This is a genomic window from Francisella sp. SYW-9 (assembly GCF_008711465.1).
Lineage (GTDB): Bacteria > Pseudomonadota > Gammaproteobacteria > Francisellales > Francisellaceae > Francisella.
Map to the genome: position 1 here is coordinate 83984 of NZ_VXKQ01000030.1, position 20209 is coordinate 104192.

Here is a 20209-nt window from a genome sequence, read left to right on the forward strand (position 1 = left end):
CGATTATATCATATGATTGTATAAATACAAGTCTTGGTTTTATAGCAAATTCAAGAGTCTAATAGAGATTTAAAGTTAGTATAAAACTTATAATGTTCAGCTGTATTTATATCATATAAAATGCTATTATCTGAAGTTAATATTGTATTGAAAAAACTATACGGATTAAGAATTTTGTATAAAAGAACTAAGTTATTAATAATACTATCTATATTTACTATATCTATTAGTAGCGCTTTGGCAGCTAGTACACGTAGCGAAATTCAATACCTAGTAAAAAAATACGGCTTGTCAGATGCTAAAATAGCTATAGCTGCCGAAAGAACAAATTCAGGCAAAGAACTATACTCTTATGCAAAAAATAGAGCGATGAAACCAGCCAGTAACAATAAAGTCTTCACTATGGTTGCAGCTCTTTTTACTCTTCCTAGTAACTTTAGATTTACAACATCGGTAAACTACCCTTCCGATAGAGTTAAAAACCATACTCTATATAGTGATATGTATATACAATTCTCAGGTGATCCATCTTTAACAGGAACACAACTTGCAAAACTTATTAAGAGAATAAAAACAGAAAAAGGCATAAATCGAGTAACAGGAGATATATATTTAGTAGGAGTATTCTCTGGACCATATGTTCCACAAGGATGGTCAAAAGAAGATAGCTCTTTTTGTTATGGAGCTCCTGCATCTAGTTTTACAATGAATAGAAACTGTACAGTTATTAAACTAGCAAAAAATCCAAATAGCTTATCTACTCGAGTAATAAAACTAAGTAATGCTAGTAATATTACTATTGAAAATACTACAAAGTATACAAGCGCTTCTAGGGCGACTGTCATTTACATGGATGATAATAATGTTGTGCATATTAGCGGATACTTATCCAGAGCAGCTGAAAGAATGTTTGAGTTAGCAATAAAAAACCCTGCCTTAAAAACTCTAGAGACTATAAAAGATTTTTTAAATAGTGATGGAATAAGACATGGCAGTGTCTCAATAGCTAGTAGAGTACCTAAAGGCTATCCTGCACAACTAACAACTTCTTCAGCATCAATTGGCTATATAATAGATAAAACTCTTAAACGCTCAGATAACCTATATGCTGAAACAATCCTAAACACTGTAGCTCTTAAAAAAACAGGTGTTGGGTCAACTAAAGCTGGAACCAAAGCTGTTCAAAACATCATATATAATAAACTAGGCCTAAATACTTCAGCGCTAACAATGTATGATGGCTCAGGGCTTTCTCAGCTTGATAGAGTATCTCCAGATTTTATGGTTCATTTCCTAACTAAAACATTTAACAGTCCTGTTGGTAAAAAGTTATATCATTATTTACCAGCATCAGGAATGAATGGCACTATCGCTTATAGAATGGGAGGAAAACTTCTAGGTAAGGTTCATGCTAAAACAGGTACTCTTTCTGGAGTATCAACTCTTTCTGGATATGTTTTAACTGCAAAGAATCATCGTATAACATTCTCAATAATGTTAAATGATTTAAAACGTTCAGATCGTTATAATGCGCGTAGATTTCAGGATAAAGTAGTAGGTGTTTTTTATAGGTATTTATAATGAAAAAAATAATCAGACTAGTAGGTGTAATTTCAACTATAGCAATCTTAGGATCTTGTACAACAGCTCAACCTAGAAACATAAATAATGCTTGTAGTATTATTCATCAATACCCAGATTGGTATTATGACATGGTTGACTCTTATAATCGTTGGGGAGTTCCACTAAATGTACAAATGGCTTTTGTAAGACAGGAATCTTCTTTTAGAGCAGATGCTAAACCCTCGATGCAGTACTACTTTGGATTTATTCCTAAAGGACGTGCTTCTAGCGCATACGGTTACTCTCAAGCATTAGATGGAACTTGGGCCCATTATAAAAAACAAACTAAACAAAGTTTTGTTTCACGCTCAGACTATGCTGATGCAGTTGATTTTATTGGCTGGTATCTAAATGATGTTCATAATAAGACAGGTATTAGTAAAACAAATACTTATGATCTATATCTTGCTTATCATGAAGGTATTGGCGGTTATAAACGTGGTAGTCATAGAAATAACTCTTTCTTAAAAAATTATGCGCGTAAAACTGCCGATGTTGCTAGAAAATATTCAGCACAACTAGAAAGTTGCGAAATACCTCGTAAGCCATTACTATCTTATATCTTCTAATCTGAGGCAATAAAATGAATTCAAAACCATTTAAAATTATAACTAATGTTCGTTGGTCAGATACTGATAAGAATGATCATGTTAATAATGGCAAATATTTTGATTATTTTGAAGAAGCTCGAACAACTTGGGCATACGAAAACACAGGATTAATGAATTGGGCTAAAGAAAACTCTATTCAACTAGTAATTACTGAACAAAGCTGTAAATATATATTAGCGCTACAACACCCAAATAAAATAGAAGTTACTCAATATATTTCTAAAATAGGTGCCGCAAGCATTGAATTTGATTATGAAATAAGAATTCTTGGTGATGATAAGATAGTTACTAAAGCAAAAGCTAAGCTAGCATGCTATAACTCAAAGACATCTAGATTACAAAAACTCCCAACAGACTTAAAACAAAAACTTCTAGAAAAAAATGACTGATACTAATAAACAAAATCTAAAAAAACTTGAAAAACAAATTCTTAGAAAAACTGCTCAAGCAATTAACCAATATAATATGATTGAAGATGGTGATAAGATAATGGTCTGCTTATCAGGAGGCAAAGATTCTTATTGCTTACTTGAAATACTACTATTATTACAACAAAAAGCACCTATAAAATTTGATATAATTGCTGTTAATCTGGATCAAAAGCAACCAGGCTTTCCAGAGGAAATACTACCAAACTATCTAAAATCAAAAGAAGTTAATTTTCATATTATTGAAAGAGATACATATAGTGTAGTTAAAAAAGTAATTCCAGAAGGTAAAACAACATGCGGCTTATGTTCAAGGATGCGCCGTGGCATCTTATATGACTTTGCTGAAGAAAATGGTATAACAAAAATTGCTCTAGGCCATCATAGAGATGATATTATCGAAACATTCTTTTTAAATATATTCTATAACGGCACAATCAAAGCAATGCCTCCTAAACTTCTAAGTGATGATAAAAGAAACATAGTAATTCGCCCTCTTGCTTTTGTTAGTGAAAAAGAAACATCACAATACTCTGAGCTAAAAGACTTCCCAATTATTCCATGTAATTTATGTGGTTCTCAAGATAATTTGCAAAGAGTATTCATAAAAGATATGCTAAACAAATGGGAAGAAAAAAATCCAGATAGAAAGAATGTAATATTTAAGGCTCTTTCAAATATATCTCCATCACAAATGTTGGATAAAGAGCTTTTTGATTTTTTTAATATTTCAAAAAATGATATACAAAGATAGACAAGGAGAAAACATGAATCTAAAAAAAATAATGGCTCTTACGTCATGCTCACTAATAGGGTTAACTGCTAGTGCATATAGTGATACTAAAGCACCAACTGGAATAAAAGTTGAATCTCAAGCTAGCTATACTATAGGCTATCAAATTGGCTCTGGAATAGCTAACCAAAATTTTGGTATAGATAATTCAAAAGCTGCTGAAGGTTTTGAAGATGCTTTAAAAGGTAACAAACCTAAGCTATCAGAAGATCAAATTCAAAAAAACATGCAAACCCTAAAAAATAAATTAATAAAAAAACAGGTTGATATAGCTAAACAGAATAAATCAAATTCAGAAAAACTGATTAGTGAAATCTCAAAAATTGATGGAATCACTAAAGTAAATGATGGTGTTTACTATCAAATGATAAAAAAAGGTAGCGGTAAAAAGCCAAATGCCGATAGCAAAGTAACAATCGCATATGATGGAACTACTCCTGCTGTTGTATATGCAAAAGATAGTCAAAAAGCTGTTAAAGCTATTAAAGATGGTAAACTTATAGGCTCAAGCTTTGATTCAAGTAAAGGTGTTTCATTCCCTCTTACAAATCTAATCCAGTGCTGGAAAGATGCAATACCACAGATCCCTACAGGTTCTACAGTTATCCTATATTGTGCTCCAGATACAGCTTATGGAACAAGAGCTCCTGCAGCTATAGGTCCAAACCAAGCTCTTTCTTTCAAAATAACTGTTAAGAGTTTTTCATAATAAATTATTTAATGAGAAAATAATCTAGCTTTTTCTTTTTACAGCTAAATCACATAATAATATCATAGCTTGTTTATAATCAGACTCTGGTAAGAAACCTATAGATTGTTTTGCTAGATCGGCATAATGACAGGCAACTTTATATGAATACTCTACTGCACCACTATTTTTAACTATAGTTACAATCTCATCAATATCATATTGACCTTCTTCTATAGCTTTTTTTAGTATTGTTTGTTTTTCTTGATTAATATTAGCAAGTGCGTAAATTGTAGGTAAAGTCATTTTACCCTCATCTAAATCATCACCAATATTCTTGCCTAAGCTTTCAGCATCTGAAACATAATCTAAAACATCATCAGCTATCTGAAATGCATTACCCAAATAAACACCATAACTTTTAATATTTTCTTGATGTTTTTGATAATTATCTTTATCTAAACTAATCACTCCAGATAACTCACATGCTGCTTCAAAAAGCTTTGCTGTCTTACAATATATAACATTAGTATAGTCTTTTTCAGTAAGCTCAGAATTTCTTGCATTTAGAAGCTGTAAAACTTCTCCTTCAGAGATTTTATTTGTTGCATCAGCTAGTATCTGCATAATTTGCATATTATCTAAACCAACCATCATCTGAAAAGCTCTTGAATATAAAAAGTCTCCCGTTAAAACACTCGCAGCATTACCAAAAACATTATTAGCTGTCTCTTTGCCCCTACGTAATTCTGAGTTATCAACCACATCATCATGTAATAATGTCGCAGTATGAATAAACTCAATAATAGCAGCGCAAGCAAGGTGTTTATCACCTTGGTAATTTAACGCTCGTGAAAAAAGCATAACCAAAAGCGGACGCAATCTTTTACCACCACTATTTATAATATAGTGACTAATCTGGTTAATGAGGACAACATCTGAAGAAAGAGAATTTATAATAAACTGATTATTGTTTTTTATATCACTTTCAATAAGAGTTTGGATATCTTTAAGTTTTTCCATTGTAAAAAATATAGATAATTAATTAGGATTAAGAATAAAGTAGCGTAGTTTATTTATCAATAAAATATTAATTAATTATGCTATTTTTACTCATCTTGATCATCTGATTTCTTAAAGTTTGCTAGTATTTGTTTATCCTGAGCTGTTAGTTTAGTATTATCCGCATCTGCAGCACTATTAAACCCTTTAACAAACTCTTGAGAGCTTTTCTTATCAACCTTAATTAACTTTTTAAGGTTTAATTTATATTGAGTAGCAATAATCATACCTACTTCATATGAATCTTGATCAGATATTTTATTGAGGTTGGGCTTCTTATCTAAGATAGTATCATCAAATCCTGCAATAAAATCCTTCTTTGATAACTCAGTCTTCATAGACTTAAAACTTTTATGTGAAATTTTCCCTAATGACTGACCTATCTCATATGGTGTATAAGAAGTTTTAGTATTAGCAAACGAGCTACTAAATACTAAACAAATAGCTAAAAAAAATATTGTTTTAAATGTCTTTCTCATTACGATATTATTCTAAAATTACTATGTATGACTAGCAGACATTCTAACATAAACTATTCAAAAGTTTATAATTTGTTTAGGCCTTACTTAATGTAGGTTCTAAAAATAGGTTTTTATAATATAAATATTGAAATATTTGTATCGCAACTAAAATAAGCATACTACAAGAAACAAGCAGTGAAACAATAGGCCAATGTAAAAAGAAAGCACTATTTATATCACATAAAATATTGATAGCTAAGAGTCCCAAATAAAAAATACTAAATCCTTGAGCATCTTTCTGTAGGAAATTTTTAACAATTTGAGGAAGATAATAAATATTATAAATCACACCACTTATTGAGCCAAACCATAGTAAATACATTTTATCTAACTTAATTAAAAAAATAGTTAACGCTATTAATGCTAAAAAGATCAAAATCAATATGGTATGAATGATTATCTTTCTTTGCCTTCTATCATTTAAAATTTGGAACTGCTGAATAGTTAAAAAACACAATAAAATAATATCTATAAGTACATATTGCCACTGTAAATTAAATCCTACTGCATAAATTAAATCTAATGCATTTGCAAATATCATCAGTGAATGTGTCCAAAGACTAATCTCAGAGGTTTTATGTTTAAACTGATTATGAATAGTCTGAGGCAAGAAATGTACAAAATAAAGTATTAATGATATATTTAAAGTTATATAACCAAAATTTTCCAATGTTAATCTCCTATTATTTGGCAAATAATAGAAGTTTGAGTGACCTTTCTTTTAATTAAAGATATATCAAACAAACTCCCTACGCTAATATTAATTAGATCAGGTTCTAAGGGTTCTTCTCAGCTATCGTTTGATAGCACCCCTGCTGTCTTACTGACACAATATATCATAGTTTTTAGTATTTTAATATTATTTAGCTTAGCTTATTTTAAACTTATAAACTAATGCATCGCTACAACTACCATCTTGCCTTTTATAATAGTTTTTACGTCTAGATATTTTTTTGAAACCAAGCTTATTATAAAGTTTTATAGCTACATGATTATTTACATCTACTTCTAAAAAAACTTCTGTAACTTTTTGACTTAACAAGTATGTAAAAGATTGTTTAAGAACTTTATAACCTAAACCTTTATTTTGATTAGATTTATCAACACAAATATACAAAAGCTCAGCTGTTTCAAAAATACAACTAAAAATCGCTAGCGCTTTTAATTTATGATTTTCGATTAAACCAATAACTAAATCTTGACCCAATGAGTCTAAAATCTGCTGATCTGACCAGCTAAAATCTTTATCTGATAATCGAATAAGACTGATAACATTATCAAAATACGAACTATTTAGATTTAAAATCTGCATGTTCATATAGTTTTGATAATATATACTTTTTATTTTGTACACTTAACAGTTTATCACTATCTAATATAAAATCTTTCTCAAAAAGATTAACTTCTTTAGACTCTAATTGGATATCAGAGGATTGAACTCTAAAAATACTTACTTTTGAATTAAAGAATAAACCATCTACAATATTATTTAAAAATTGGATATTAAGATCTTTTTGAATGAATATATTAATAATTTTATTACTATCAATACTATTCGTATAGACTAGTTCTTTAGTTACATCTACCTCTTGTTTAAGACTAACAATAGATTCTTCTGAATTGATAGTATTATTTTCAAAATCAGCCTGTGATTGACTAGATGACTTATATTGAGGTTTTAACTCCCAAATATCCAAATCAAAAATATCACTTAACTGATTTTCAAAACTCATTACTTTTTCTCTAACCTATCAACTAATTTTTTTGGAAAAGAATATTCTTTAAGTTTAACAGATTTTCTAAGTCTATTAACCTCTGAAGGAGTAAGCTCCAGTGTTTTACCTCTAGATACAAATTTAGGTAAATTAATTTCTCCAAATCTAACTCTAGTTAACCTACTAACTGTTACTCCAATAGCTTCAAACATTCTTCTAACTTCTCTATTTCGCCCCTCAGAAAGAGTTACATAATACCAAAGGTTTGCCCCTTCTCCACCTGAAAATTTTATATGATTAAATTTAGCCACACCATCTTCAAGTTGTATACCCTCTTTAAGCTTTTTCATTGTCTCTTCAGATAGCTGCTCACCAAAAACTCTAACTGCATATTCTCTTTCTATTTCATATGAAGGGTGCATCAGTCTATTAGCAAGATCTCCATCTGTAGTAAAAAGCAATAAACCAGTAGTATTTATATCTAAACGACCTACCATTATCCAACGAGATTTTGCTAGTTTTGGTAACGAATCAAAAACTGTCTTTCTGTCTTTCTCATCTTTACTTGTACAAACTTCACCTTCTCTTTTATGGTAAATTACAACTCTAGGTCTAGTCATTGGTTGACCATATAGATGCAAAGCTTTTCCATCAAAGCTAATCTTATCATTATCAGTAGCTTTGTCACCTATTGTAGCTACTTTGCCATTAACTCTTACTCTACCTTGTTGAATAAACTCTTCTATCTTTCTTCTAGAGCCGATTCCATATTTAGCAAGTATTTTTTGCAACCTCTCTGGCGCCTTTTTATCATCAAACCTATTTAGCTTTCGCATTATTTATATCTCCCATATCAGCTTTTGAAAAAAACTGATTCATATCATTATTATTATAGTCACTAGAAGATAGAATAAGCTTAATTGTCGCAATTTCACTTCTGTTATTAGCATATTCTGCTAGTTTGAGTCTTAATTCAAGAACTTTTTTGTTATAGAAAAACTCTTTATCATCACTCATACTATAAATAACTTTATAGCATTTTTTATACTCTTTTCTTTCAAAATACATCTGCGCTAAACGTAATTTTGCTGATCTATAATTTGTCCTAAATTTATTTGCCCTGATCATAAGCTTTAAAGCTTGATCTTTATTACCTTGTTTATATACACACTCTGAATATAGGAATAAAGTCTGAGCCATATTATCGTTATCTGATAAATATAATGACTTATCAAATAACTTTTCAGCTTGTTTATACTCATCTCTTTCTTTACATAAGAATTGAGCATAAAAATTTATTGCCTCAAAATTATTAGAGTGATCATCTACCGTATTGCTATAGTATTTTTCTGCAATAGAATTAACACCTATAGTTTGATAATAATAGCCTGCAGCATACCCAACAATTGCCAAGTCATAACCATGTTGCTTTTCTAAATTTTGTGCGCGAATTAATCTATCTTTAGCCATATCAAGATATCCTTCACTCGCATAAGTAATTGCTAACTCAGCATATAACTCAGTAGCTTTTTTAAAATTAGCTTTCCTTTTAGTCGTAGCTGGAACTGTATATTCTGCAGTATTACCATCAACTATATCATTCGAACTATTTTGACTTTGATTAGTATTTTGTTGAGCTGAGGAAGCATCTGTTCGAGATCCAGTTGCACACGCAGATAAAGTACTTGCTACTATAGCTAAGGTAAGAATCTTTCTAAGATTAATTCTCATCAGTATCTCCAATCTTTTTCAAATATCTCTCTTTTCTTTTTGTTTTATCCATCACATCACCTGCAAGCTGTCCACATGCTGCATCAATATCATCACCACGAGTTTTTCTAACTGTAGTGACAAAGCCCCTATGTTGCAAATACTCCTTAAACTTATGGATTCTATTTCCACTAGGTTTTTTATATGGAGTTCCTGGATATGGATTAAAAGGAATCAAATTTATTTTAGCAGGAACTTCACGAGATCTTAATAGCTCGACAAGCTCTTCTGCGTCTGACAAGTTATCATTAACCTCTTGCATTAACGTATATTCAAAAGTTATATGCTTATGAGGCCCTTTCTCTGCATATAATTTACACGCATCTAAGAGCTCTTCAATATTATATTTCTTATTAATTGGTACAATCTCATTTCTAAGCGTATCATTTGGAGCATGTAATGATACCGCTAGTGATACTCCAGATTGCTCAAGTAAATCATATATTCTTGGTACAACACCTGAAGTACTTAAAGTTACTTTACGTCTAGATAAACCATAAGCTAAATCATCCATCATAATATCCATTGCAGGAACTACATTTTCAAAATTCATTAATGGCTCACCCATACCCATCATAACGATATTTGTGACACTAAAGTCATGTTCACCACTATTTTTTGATAATGTTCTAGCTGCAATCCAAAGTTGAGATATAACCTCTGCCGATGATAGGTTTCTATTAAATCCTTGCTTACCAGTAGAACAAAAACTACAATTTAAAGTACATCCAACTTGAGAAGATACACATAAAGTTCCTCTACCTTCCTCAGGTATAAAAACTGTCTCAACAGCACTGCCACCAACATCTATCAACCACTTATGTGTGCCATCTTTAGATGCTTTACTAAATACAACTTTAGGAACAACTATTTCTGATTGCTGCTTTAATTTAGCACGCAAGTTTTTCCCTAAATCCGTCATAGCATCAAAATCTATAACGCCCTTTTTATGAATCCACTTAAAAACTTGTCTAGCATGAAACTTTTTCTCTCCAATAGAAACGAAAAAGTTTTCCATTGTTTTTTGGTTAAGACCAAGTAAATTTGTTTTTTCTTGTTGCATAAAATATCTCTTATCAATCTTATAAAAGGCTACTCGTTGTAACCAATATCACCTGGTAAAATATTATCATTTTCATTAGTCAAATTAGCAAAGCTAACAAACTGCCCATCAAACCTAACATGGACTGCACCTATAGGCCCATTACGTTGCTTACCTATAATTATCTCACCTAGGTTTTTATTATCTTCTTTATCTTTATTATAGACTTCATCCCTATAAATAAACATAATCAAATCGGCATCCTGCTCAATCGCACCAGACTCTCTTAGATCTGACATCATTGGACGCTTATCCTTACGATCATCTACCGCCCTGTTTAGCTGTGATAATGCTATAACAGGTATATCAAGCTCTTTTGCCAAAGCTTTTAATGATCTTGAAATTTCAGATACCTCAAGGGTTCTATTTGTCTCATAGCCAGGAATTTTCATCAACTGAAGGTAATCTATCAAAATCATTGATAAACCATCATGCTCATTGTATAACCTACGCGCTCTAGAACGCATTTCAGCTGGAGTTAAGCCAGATGTATCATCTATATACAAAGGCATATCACTAAGATCTTTCATTGCTTTTGTGATTTTAACCCAATGTGCATCATTTAGGCGATTACACTCTTTTAGAAGATTCATCTCAACTCGAGCTTGGCTTGCTAGCATCCTTGTTACAATATCTTCTGATGGCATCTCTAAACTAAAAACTAGCACTGGCTTTTCAGAAATTTTTGCAACATTTTGAGCAATGTTAATACCAAGTACAGTTTTACCCATAGATGGTCTAGCTGCTATAATTCCTAAATTAGCTCTCTGTAATCCTGAAGTCATTTTATCCAAATCAATAAAGCCTGTCGAAAGTCCTGTTAATCCAGTGCCTGCATCAACAATAGCACTCATACGATCTACAAGTTTTGGGATCACAGATTTGATAGACTCAGGACCTTTTGTAAGGGTTTCTCTCTCTTTAGCAATATCTAAAATTCTACTTTCAGCATAATCAATGACCTCATCTGGATTTTTTGAGTCAGCTGAATATATTTTTTGAACTATATCATTTACACTATTTTGCAAGCTTCTAAGTTTAGCTTTGTCTTTTACGATATTAGCATATGTTTTAATATTTGATACTGATGGTGTATTTGCTACCAAATCAACAATATAAGCCTCTCCACCAGCCTCATCAAGAAGCCCATCAGTAGCAAGATACTCACTTAATATTAAAACATCAAAAGGTGTGTTTGCTTGATTTAGAGTATTTATTTGTTTATAGATAATTCTATGTCTTTTGTCAAAGAAATCATCAGTCAAAAGTAAATCTTCAACTAATTCTATATTTTGATTATTTAAAAGTATATTTCCCAAAATAGCTTTTTCTGCTTCAAGTGAATAAGTAGTCTCAGCAGCTTTAAATTGATGATCCATAGACTTCAAAAAACCCTTATATTAAATACAAAAAAACCATGCCTAACACATGGTTTTTATATTTATCAAGATATATGTGTTAGTTAGACTATTATAAAACTAACTTTGCATTGCTACAACATTTACTTTAATGTCTGCATCTACATCTGTATAAACATGGATTGATAGTTCAAACTCACCAGTAGTTCTAATAACACCTTCTGGCATACGAACTTGGCTTTTCTCAATCTCTTTACCAGACTCTTTAGAAACAGCTTCAGCAACTTCTGCAGTACCTACTGATCCAAATAGCTTACCACCATCACCAGCTTGAGCTTCGATAGTGTAAACTTTATCTTTGATAGAATCAGCTGTAACAACTGCTGCATCAAATCTAGCTTTCTCAGCTTTTTCTAGTTCAGCTTTTTGAGCTTCAAAAACTTCGATGTTTGCTTTTGTAGCTTGAACAGCCTTACCAAAAGGGATAAGGAAGTTTCTAGCATAACCAGGTTTTACATTTACGATATCACCTAATACACCAAGATTTTCAACTTTTTCTTTTAAAATAACTTGCATTGTAATCAACCTCCGGTATTAGTTAAAGTGACGATCACAGTATGGTAATAATGCTAAGAATCTAGCTCTTTTAATAGCTGTAGACAACTGTCTTTGATACTTAGCAGATGTACCTGTTACACGACTAGGAACAATCTTACCAGTTTCAGTAATATAAGCTTTTAACTTATTTACATCTTTATAATCAATTTCTTTTACGCCTTCAACAGTGAAACGGCAAACTTTACGACGACTCATTTTGAAATACCCCTAATTAAATTACTTCTTTTTCATTTGATTGCATCATTATAGATGGCTCAGTTACAGCTTCTTTTTGAGAGATTATTAAACGACGTAGTACAGCATCGTTATACTTTAAAGACTCTTGAAGCTTTTCTAATGACTCAGTAGCACATTCAACGTTAAATAACACATAGTGTGCTTTGTGAAGTTTTTCTATAGGATAAGCCAACTGACGACGTCCCCAATCTTCGAATCTATGGATTTTTCCACCTTTTTCTTCGATAATACTACGGTATTTACCAAGCATTGTTTCTAACTGATCTGATTGATCAGGGTGAATCATTAAAACGATTTCATAATGTTTCATTGCTATAAACTCCTTACGGTTTATCATTTTCTTTAAGTTTTTTTACTGATAAGCTACACAAATAAAACAATTGTTTGCATAGCAAAGAGCAAGAGTGGATTATACTGATATTTATTAAAAATAGCAATCTAAAATATAGCTTTACTAATTATTTCTCTTATTTATAGAAGATGATTTTTTCATATTAAAGTCATTATTATGAGATTTTTGAGATATTAAATCACTTTTTTTGTCATATTGTGATTGATAAGATTTTTCTTGGTAATTATCTTTTTGATCCTTATTAGCAGTTACTTTAGGTTTATTATAACCTTTATTATGATTCCTATCTTGAGCTCTATGATCTTTCTGTAAATGCCTATATTTATAGTTATTATTTGCATCATGAATTACTCGTGGATGAGATACTTCCATTTCTGGACCTGCATCTTTTTTATCTTTTTGTTTCACTACATAATGACTTTTGGAACTTCCTATTTGATCTTTATTATAAGAGTTATTCTTTATAGTATTTATATGATCTATATTGATTTTTTCTCCACTATGTCCTTTATATGAGTTTGAAAATGATGGAACTCCATTTATATCTGTCTCATATATAGATGCAAATAAAACATTACATATCATCATAAAAAAAAATATCTTTAAAAAATATTTCATACTTAATTTCCTTCTTTAAATATCTATATTTGAAGGATTAGTACTTTGTTTTAATGATTTCATATCTATTACAAATCTATATTTAACATCATTTTTTAACATCCTATCAAAAGCTTTATTAATATCTTTAATATCAATAGTTTCAATATCTGCTGTTATGTTATGCTTGCCACAAAAATCCAACATCTCTTGGGTTTCTTTAATACCTCCCATTAAAGATCCATTAATGCTTCTACGGTTAAATATCAAATTAGCTCCTAATATAGGATCATTTGCATTAAATGAGCCAACCATAGACATAGTTCCATCTATTGATAAAAGTTGTAAATATGGATTTAAATCATGTTCTACAGGTATTGTGTTTAGCAAAACATCAAAATAGCTAGAGTGCTTACCTATATCTTCTTTATTTCTAGATATAAGCACTTTATCAGCTCCCAACTTAAGACCATCTTGAGCTTTTGATTCTGAAGTTGTAATCATAGTAACCTCGGCCCCCATAGCTTTAGCTATTTTTATCCCCATATGTCCTAATCCGCCTAAACCAATGACACCAACTTTATCATTTGGTTTTACTTGTAAATGAGCAAGAGGAGAATATGTTGTAATACCAGCACAAAGTAATGGCGCTGCTCCAGCTAGATCTAAGTTCTTTGGCACTTTTAATACAAAATCTTTATCAACTACTATTTTCTCAGAGTACCCTCCTTGAGTTATTTCATTATGCTTAGGATACTCTGAACTATAAGTAGCAATAAAACCTTTTTCACAGTACTGCTCTAGCCCTTGATTACATGGGTTGCATGTTCGACATGAATCAACCATACAACCAACTCCAACATAATCTCCAATTTTAAAGTTATCAACGTTATTACCAATATTTGTTATCTTTCCAATAATCTCATGCCCAGGAACCATAGGAAAAATTGATTTATGAAAAAGCCATTCATCTCTAGTTATATGTATATCACTATGACAAACTCCACAATATAAAATATCAATTTCAACATCATTTTTCGATAAGTCTCTTCTTTGAATATTAACGGGCTTCAACTTTTCATTAGCTAGCTCCACACCATACGCTTTTACTTTCATATCATCTCCTTATATTTTATTACAAGTATTTCTTTATCTATTTTGAACTTAGCTTATGTTTTCATAATAGTAGAGCTATTTATTTTTTAAAGCTAATCTTAGTAGGGGGGCTTCCTGGAAAATATTTCTTATAAAAACTCATTAGAATATCTTGATTGCGAGCACCCATTTCTAGAGCCTCTGCTGACCATCCATATGAATAATTTTTACCATCAGGACTACCTGTAAAACATAGATTTTCAGATTTAACTCCCATTGATATATAATCTTTAGATTGCTTAACCGGGCATTTACATTCTGCTACACTAGGATTTTGTGTCACATCACATCGCACACCAAAACAATCAGCCCAAGAATATTCTAAATTACCTTTAGCTGGACATGCTGATATTTTTCCTACACTTATAATATTTGCAAGTGAAAATGTTGAAACAACAGTATTCATTTTACCATTTTTATTATAAGTGCTAGTAGTTCTTTCTGAGTCATATGGTGACAATGATGCTCCCATCCAAGAGTCACTATTATCTAATTTAGAAGGATATATTACTGGGCAAAAACATGTTGCTCTTTTACCTTTTTTCCAAGTACATAAAGCTTTACTACACAGTGCATAAGGTGTTTTTTTATAAAAATATACTTTATGTTTTTTCCCATTTTCCTCAGTAACTTTTACAATTCCGTTTTCCTGTTTTCTTAGTGTACTACCATCATTATTTTGCTCTATTGTAGATGCTATTGAAATATTTGTATAAATCAGACACAAAAACAACATGTATAAACCAGCACTCCTGACTCTTAGCATTTTAATTCTCCTTTTAAATTAAATAACTAATATTAACTTTACTATAAGAAATGAAATCTTTAATTTAAGCATTTCATATTGCTATTGTTATTTTTTAATAATAACACCAATCAATTATTAAGCAACACTATTCTGAAATTAATTTTATAATACAGTTATTTGGCATTAAGAACTGAGGAATATTTTTATTTGAAATAATTAAACAATCCCAGATTATATATGGATCTTCTACTTTATGTCTAGACTTAACATAAGGTGTCAATACTATACTGCCCTTACCTAAATATGTATCATCTAGCCTTGCTATAATCTGACCATTGTTTCTTATATAAATATTTTGTGATTTGATATTTTGATAGTTTTTATTAGCTGAAATATTTACAAGCGCATATAAATCATTTTTTGAGCTTTGCTTCTCTACAGTACCATTTCCATAGATCAACTCGGTTGATACTCTAGTTTTAAATAAATTAAGCCTTGATATTTCATTAGACAACCTTGCTGTATAATTATGATTCAAATAAACAAAAAATATTGAAGTAATAATTATTATTACGAATATAACTAACAATATAATTTCTTTAGTTCCAAAGCCTTTATTTTTTACAAGCAATTTTACTCCCCTACTGGTAAAATAGTACCAATAAACTAACCCTAACCCTAACCCTTCTGCTATTAAATTTACTAAATAGCAATCTAATTATAAGGTTAAAGTAATGCAAAAAAAAATCTCAAAATTTGAAAATTTTTTAATACAACTTCAACAAAATATTACCACAGCATTAGAAAAGTATGAAACTAATAATGCAAAATTCGTCAACGATAAATGGCAAAAACCCAACACTCCTGATCAGAAACTTAAAGGTTATGGTAATTCAATGATAATAGAAGGAGGAGATATCTTTGAGAAAGGTGTTGTAGCTTTTTCAAGAGTTCACGGTGATGCTTTACCACCGTCAGCTACCGCCAAAAGACAAGATCTTGCAGGTAAATCATTTATAGCAACAGGCGTTTCCCTTGTTATACATCCTCGCAACCCTTTTGCACCAACATCTCATGCAAACTTTAGAATTTTTGTTGCTGGGGCTGATACAGATAATCCTATTTGGTGGTTTGGTGGAGGTTTTGATTTAACTCCTTATTACCCATTTAAAGAAGATGCTATACATTGGCACCAAACAGCTAAAGATGCTTGTGATAAACATGATAAAAGCTATTACCCTAAATTTAAAGAATGGTGTGATGATTATTTTTATCTAAAGCATCGTGATGAATGTCGTGGTATTGGCGGATTATTCTTTGATGATTTAAATGACAAATCATTTGATGAATGTTTTAACTTTGTAACTGACTGTGCAAATTCATATTTAGATGCTTATTTACCTATAATAGAAAAAAGAAAAAATATTGCATATACACAAAAGCATAAAGATTTCCAACTTTATCGTAGAGGTAGATATGTAGAGTTTAATTTAGTCTTTGATAGAGGTACTATATTTGGTTTACAAAGTGGTGGACGTACAGAATCTATACTATCTTCTATGCCTCCTATGGCAACATGGAAATACAACTGGCATCCTGAAAAAAACTCTGAGGAAGCTAAGATATATGATTATATTAAACCAAGAAATTGGTTAAAAACTAATTCTAAATAATACTTCTAACAAAACTTAAGGATCTTATAGCACTCCCAAAAACTGGTTATTCTACAACTTGATCATAGAATCAAATTTTAAGATTGCTAACGGAACGATCCTATGATGACAGTTATAGGATAAAAAAATAGGTTCAAAAAATATTCTGATTAATGATATCAAGCTTAAATACCTAGTACTTTTATATGTATTTAGCTATATTAGTTATGTTACAATTAACTTCAAAATATTTAATCATTATTTTACTAAATGAAAATAAATTTTTGCGCTGGCCCTGCTGTCGTACCTAGTTCCATTATACAAGCTCTTCAGCAAATGATGACTAACTACAAAGACACCGGAGTTTCGTTACTATCAATATCTCACAGAGATAAAGTTTTTGATGAAGTTCATGACGCTATACAAAAAAACTTAAGAAGCTTATTAAATATCCCAGATAATTACTCAATTCTACTAATGCAGGCTGGGGCCACTGCCCAATTTGCTACTATCCCTATGAATTTATCAAATAAATACAATAAAGCTTTATATGTATGTAGTGGTCAATGGTCTGAAAAAGCTGCAAAAGAGGCAAATAAATTCATTGATGTAACAGCAGTTAAATATGATGAAAATATAGCTGAAAACTTCACTTCTAATAAGTACGACTATATATACTATACAGACAATGAAACTGTAGATGGTTTCCAAATCAACAAATTAGCTAAATCATGTAACACAGAATTAGTTTGTGATATGTCATCAAGCTTTTTATCAAAGCCCATAAATGTTACTGATTATGGCTTAATTTATGCTGGCGCTCAAAAAAATGCTGGTATTCCTGGTTTAACAATAGTGATCATTAAAGATTCTTTAATTCAGCAAAAAGCAAATATACCTGTGGTTTTTGATTATTTTATTACTAAGAAATCAAATTCAGTTTATAACACTCCATCCGTTATATCATGGGTGACATTTGAGCTTACATTAGAATATCTAATTAAGAGCTATGCGAGCTTAAACAAGGTTGAAGAATTTAATAATCAAAAAGCAGATTTACTTTATTCAGCTATAGATAATTCAAAGATATATAAAAATGATATTAAACCAGAATATCGCTCAAATATGAATGTTATCTTTCATTTACCAACTTCTGAATTAACCGATAAGTTTTTATCCTCTGCTGATAAAAAAGGCTTTTATGGACTTAAAGGTCATCGTAATATAGGTGGTTGTCGAGCAAGTTTATATAATGCAGTATCTCTTGAAGATGTTAGAAAACTAGTTAGATTTATGCAGGATTTTGAAAATGAACAATTATAAAATTATTACAATCGATGGACCTAGCGGCGTTGGTAAAGGTACGCTAGCTAAAGCATTAGCAAAATATTTAAATTATGAGTTACTGGATAGTGGTGCTATTTACAGATTAGCTGCTCTTCATTGTTATAACAATAATACTGACCTTGAAAGTGAATCACACGTATATCAAACCTTAGAAAGTTTAAATATAAGCTTTAAAATTGAAGATAATATTGTTAAAGCATTTCTTAATGATAAAGATGTAACAAAAGAGATTCGCACTGAACAAACAGGTATGCTTGCTTCAAAAGTTGCAGCCTACCCTTCTGTAAGAGAAATTTTATTAGATAAGCAAAGAGAATTTGCAACAGAGCAAGGGTTAGTGGCAGATGGTAGAGATATGGGCACAGTAGTTTTTACTGATGCAAAATATAAATTTTTTCTTGATGCTGATACAAAAGTTACCGCTAAAAGAAGATTTGATGAGTTAGAATCTAAAGGATTAGATCCTAATTTTGATAAAATCTTAGCAGATATTGAAAAGAGAGATTTCCAAGACCGCAATCGTAAAACTGCGCCATTAAGACCTGCTGACGATGCAATAATTATAGATACATCAAACCTATCAATAAAAGAAGTCTTCGATACAGTAGTATCAAAGATATAGTATAAGTTAACAAATTTAGAAATATTAACTCATTAGAAAATTGTTAGAAAAAATTATTAAAAACCTACTTTTATAACTTGGCCATTTGCAATGCCTGCAACTGATTTTAAATAAGCCTGTGCAACTTCTTCAGCTTTTACAGGTTTATATCCAACAAAAAATGGTCCATACTTGCCTAAAGCCTCTTCAACGACTGTCGGACTTACTGTATTAATACGGAAATTTTTATATTCCAAAATAGCAGCTTTAATAAACCCCTCTAAACCAGCATTAACTGTTGCAGCTATGCTTCCCATAGCTATTGGCTCAACATTTAATATTCCAGTAGTTAATGTAAAAGAACCACCTTCATTAATATATTTTGATCCAATTTGAACAAGATTTATCTGTCCTAGAAGTTTGTTACTTAAACTTAAATCCCAGTCTTGTTGCTCAATCTCTTGTATACTTTTGAAGGCAACCTTTCCTGTAGTAGAAACTAAAGCATCAAAACCACCTACTTTTTCAAATAGGTTTTTAATAGACTTAGGATCTTGTATATCTACAGAAAAATCAGTCTTTTCACCAGAGAAACTAGCTGTAATAACTTCATAACCAGCTACTTTTAAACTTTCATATGTAGCAGAACCAATAGTCCCTGAAGCTCCTATTAAAACAACTTTTTTCATTACTTACTTAGACTCCAAGTATTTTAATAAGTTTTCTGGAGAAGACTCACCATATGGATCATCTTCAGCATTATCACGTTTACCTGGCTCTACAAACATCTTCTCGATTTCACCATTATTTACGATCATAGCATATCTCCATGATCTTTTACCAAAACTAAGATTAGATTTATCTACAAGCATATCTAAACCTTGAGTAAACTCACCATTACCATCAGGAATTGGCTTAATATTTTTAACATCTTGAGCCTGGATCCACTTATTCATAACAAAACTATCATTTACAGATAAAACGTAAATCTCTTGGATACCAAGTTCTTTAAATCTAGCTGCATTATTCTCAAATCCTGGTAGCTGATATGTAGAACAAGTTGGTGTAAATGCTCCAGGTAATGAAAATACTATTACTCTTTTATTATCAAAGATATCTGCTGAAGTTACATCTTGCCATCTAAATGGATTAGAACCACCAATACTTTCATCTCTAACTCTAGTTTTAAAAGTTACATTAGGTACTCTTTTAGTCATGTTTAGCTCCTTGC

At 30.8% G+C, this 20209-nt stretch carries 26 protein-coding genes and 1 riboswitch; of the genes, 8 read left to right on the forward strand and 18 right to left on the reverse strand.

Going from position 1 to position 20209, the window contains the following annotated elements:
* The first annotated feature begins 174 nt into the window (after window positions 1–174).
* Genes dacB through F3D62_RS10760 form a run of 5 tightly spaced genes read left to right on the forward strand, consistent with a single transcriptional unit; the run spans window position 175 to window position 4164 of the window.
* Complete coding sequence (gene dacB / locus F3D62_RS10740) at window positions 175–1581, forward strand: D-alanyl-D-alanine carboxypeptidase/D-alanyl-D-alanine-endopeptidase (protein WP_150468247.1); 1407 nt, start codon at window positions 175–177, stop codon at window positions 1579–1581.
* A complete protein-coding gene (locus F3D62_RS10745; RefSeq protein WP_150468248.1) occupies window positions 1581–2192 on the forward strand; it encodes a transglycosylase SLT domain-containing protein in 612 nt (203 codons plus the stop codon). The genes dacB and F3D62_RS10745 overlap by 1 nt, the downstream gene beginning before the upstream one ends.
* 14 nt (window positions 2193–2206) lie before the next feature.
* Entirely contained in the window at window positions 2207–2623 is a 417-nt protein-coding gene (locus tag F3D62_RS10750; RefSeq protein ID WP_150468249.1) for an acyl-CoA thioesterase, read from the forward strand.
* Complete coding sequence (gene ttcA / locus F3D62_RS10755; protein WP_150468250.1) at window positions 2616–3416, forward strand: tRNA 2-thiocytidine(32) synthetase TtcA; 801 nt, start codon at window positions 2616–2618, stop codon at window positions 3414–3416. Before F3D62_RS10750 ends, ttcA begins: the two co-directional genes overlap by 8 nt.
* 13 nt (window positions 3417–3429) lie before the next feature.
* Window positions 3430–4164 carry an FKBP-type peptidyl-prolyl cis-trans isomerase N-terminal domain-containing protein gene (locus F3D62_RS10760; protein ID WP_150468251.1) on the forward strand — a complete coding sequence of 245 codons (735 nt, stop codon included), beginning with the start codon at window positions 3430–3432 and terminating at the stop codon, window positions 4162–4164.
* A 24-nt stretch (window positions 4165–4188) separates the two neighbouring features.
* On the opposite strand, the gene F3D62_RS10765 is transcribed toward F3D62_RS10760, so the two are convergent.
* The 16 genes from F3D62_RS10765 to F3D62_RS10840 form a co-directional block, all read right to left on the reverse strand.
* Complete coding sequence (locus tag F3D62_RS10765) at window positions 4189–5166, reverse strand: polyprenyl synthetase family protein (RefSeq protein WP_150468252.1); 978 nt, start codon at window positions 5164–5166, stop codon at window positions 4189–4191.
* A gap of 86 nt (window positions 5167–5252) precedes the next feature.
* Complete coding sequence (locus F3D62_RS10770) at window positions 5253–5684, reverse strand: hypothetical protein (protein ID WP_150468253.1); 432 nt, start codon at window positions 5682–5684, stop codon at window positions 5253–5255.
* Window positions 5685–5760: 76 nt separating this feature from the next.
* The gene (locus tag F3D62_RS10775) at window positions 5761–6396 is read right to left on the reverse strand and encodes a PQ-loop repeat-containing protein (protein ID WP_150468254.1); all 636 of its coding nucleotides are present in this window, start codon (window positions 6394–6396) and stop codon (window positions 5761–5763) included.
* Window positions 6397–6454: 58 nt separating this feature from the next.
* A riboswitch (TPP riboswitch) is annotated at window positions 6455–6550 on the reverse strand.
* 44 nt (window positions 6551–6594) lie between these two features.
* Entirely contained in the window at window positions 6595–7038 is a 444-nt protein-coding gene (locus tag F3D62_RS10780) for a GNAT family N-acetyltransferase (RefSeq protein ID WP_150468255.1), read from the reverse strand.
* A complete protein-coding gene (locus F3D62_RS10785) occupies window positions 7016–7459 on the reverse strand; it encodes a chloroquine resistance protein (protein WP_150468256.1) in 444 nt (147 codons plus the stop codon). Before F3D62_RS10785 ends, F3D62_RS10780 begins: the two co-directional genes overlap by 23 nt.
* Entirely contained in the window at window positions 7459–8277 is an 819-nt protein-coding gene (rluB, locus tag F3D62_RS10790; RefSeq protein ID WP_150468257.1) for a 23S rRNA pseudouridine(2605) synthase RluB, read from the reverse strand. Before rluB ends, F3D62_RS10785 begins: the two co-directional genes overlap by 1 nt.
* Window positions 8261–9172, reverse strand: a complete 912-nt coding sequence (locus tag F3D62_RS10795) for a pilus assembly protein PilF (protein ID WP_150468258.1) — start codon at window positions 9170–9172, stop codon at window positions 8261–8263. Before F3D62_RS10795 ends, rluB begins: the two co-directional genes overlap by 17 nt.
* Window positions 9162–10274, reverse strand: a complete 1113-nt coding sequence (gene rlmN / locus F3D62_RS10800; protein WP_150468259.1) for a 23S rRNA (adenine(2503)-C(2))-methyltransferase RlmN — start codon at window positions 10272–10274, stop codon at window positions 9162–9164. Before rlmN ends, F3D62_RS10795 begins: the two co-directional genes overlap by 11 nt.
* A gap of 29 nt (window positions 10275–10303) precedes the next feature.
* Window positions 10304–11692, reverse strand: coding sequence for a replicative DNA helicase (dnaB, locus tag F3D62_RS10805; RefSeq protein ID WP_191092606.1), 1389 nt, complete (start codon window positions 11690–11692; stop codon window positions 10304–10306).
* 99 nt (window positions 11693–11791) lie between these two features.
* Entirely contained in the window at window positions 11792–12247 is a 456-nt protein-coding gene (gene rplI, locus F3D62_RS10810; protein WP_150468261.1) for a 50S ribosomal protein L9, read from the reverse strand.
* Window positions 12248–12265: 18 nt separating this feature from the next.
* Entirely contained in the window at window positions 12266–12484 is a 219-nt protein-coding gene (gene rpsR / locus F3D62_RS10815; protein ID WP_070083940.1) for a 30S ribosomal protein S18, read from the reverse strand.
* A gap of 16 nt (window positions 12485–12500) precedes the next feature.
* A complete protein-coding gene (gene rpsF / locus F3D62_RS10820; protein ID WP_150468262.1) occupies window positions 12501–12836 on the reverse strand; it encodes a 30S ribosomal protein S6 in 336 nt (111 codons plus the stop codon).
* A 144-nt stretch (window positions 12837–12980) separates the two neighbouring features.
* Complete coding sequence (locus tag F3D62_RS10825; protein WP_150468263.1) at window positions 12981–13496, reverse strand: hypothetical protein; 516 nt, start codon at window positions 13494–13496, stop codon at window positions 12981–12983.
* A 15-nt stretch (window positions 13497–13511) separates the two neighbouring features.
* Window positions 13512–14591, reverse strand: coding sequence for an NAD(P)-dependent alcohol dehydrogenase (locus F3D62_RS10830; RefSeq protein ID WP_150468264.1), 1080 nt, complete (start codon window positions 14589–14591; stop codon window positions 13512–13514).
* 79 nt (window positions 14592–14670) lie between these two features.
* On the reverse strand, window positions 14671–15396 hold the full coding sequence (locus F3D62_RS10835) for a hypothetical protein (protein WP_150468265.1): 726 nt from the start codon (window positions 15394–15396) through the stop codon (window positions 14671–14673).
* A gap of 127 nt (window positions 15397–15523) precedes the next feature.
* Window positions 15524–16009: a transposase gene (locus F3D62_RS10840; RefSeq protein ID WP_224732684.1), complete on the reverse strand. Its 486-nt coding sequence runs from the start codon at window positions 16007–16009 to the stop codon at window positions 15524–15526.
* A gap of 103 nt (window positions 16010–16112) precedes the next feature.
* On the opposite strand from F3D62_RS10840, the gene hemF reads away from it, so the two are divergent.
* The 3 genes from hemF (at window position 16113) to cmk (ending at window position 18999) form a co-directional block, all read left to right on the forward strand.
* A complete protein-coding gene (gene hemF, locus F3D62_RS10845; protein WP_150468266.1) occupies window positions 16113–17051 on the forward strand; it encodes an oxygen-dependent coproporphyrinogen oxidase in 939 nt (312 codons plus the stop codon).
* A gap of 249 nt (window positions 17052–17300) precedes the next feature.
* Window positions 17301–18353 carry a 3-phosphoserine/phosphohydroxythreonine transaminase gene (gene serC / locus F3D62_RS10850; RefSeq protein WP_150468267.1) on the forward strand — a complete coding sequence of 351 codons (1053 nt, stop codon included), beginning with the start codon at window positions 17301–17303 and terminating at the stop codon, window positions 18351–18353.
* Window positions 18340–18999: a (d)CMP kinase gene (gene cmk, locus F3D62_RS10855; RefSeq protein WP_150468268.1), complete on the forward strand. Its 660-nt coding sequence runs from the start codon at window positions 18340–18342 to the stop codon at window positions 18997–18999. The genes serC and cmk overlap by 14 nt, the downstream gene beginning before the upstream one ends.
* A gap of 56 nt (window positions 19000–19055) precedes the next feature.
* On the opposite strand, the gene F3D62_RS10860 is transcribed toward cmk, so the two are convergent.
* Together F3D62_RS10860 and F3D62_RS10865 are read right to left on the reverse strand one after the other, a co-directional pair.
* Window positions 19056–19667, reverse strand: a complete 612-nt coding sequence (locus F3D62_RS10860; protein WP_150468269.1) for a short chain dehydrogenase — start codon at window positions 19665–19667, stop codon at window positions 19056–19058.
* A 3-nt stretch (window positions 19668–19670) separates the two neighbouring features.
* Window positions 19671–20195, reverse strand: coding sequence for a peroxiredoxin (locus F3D62_RS10865; RefSeq protein ID WP_150468270.1), 525 nt, complete (start codon window positions 20193–20195; stop codon window positions 19671–19673).
* Window positions 20196–20209: the final 14 nt, after the last annotated feature.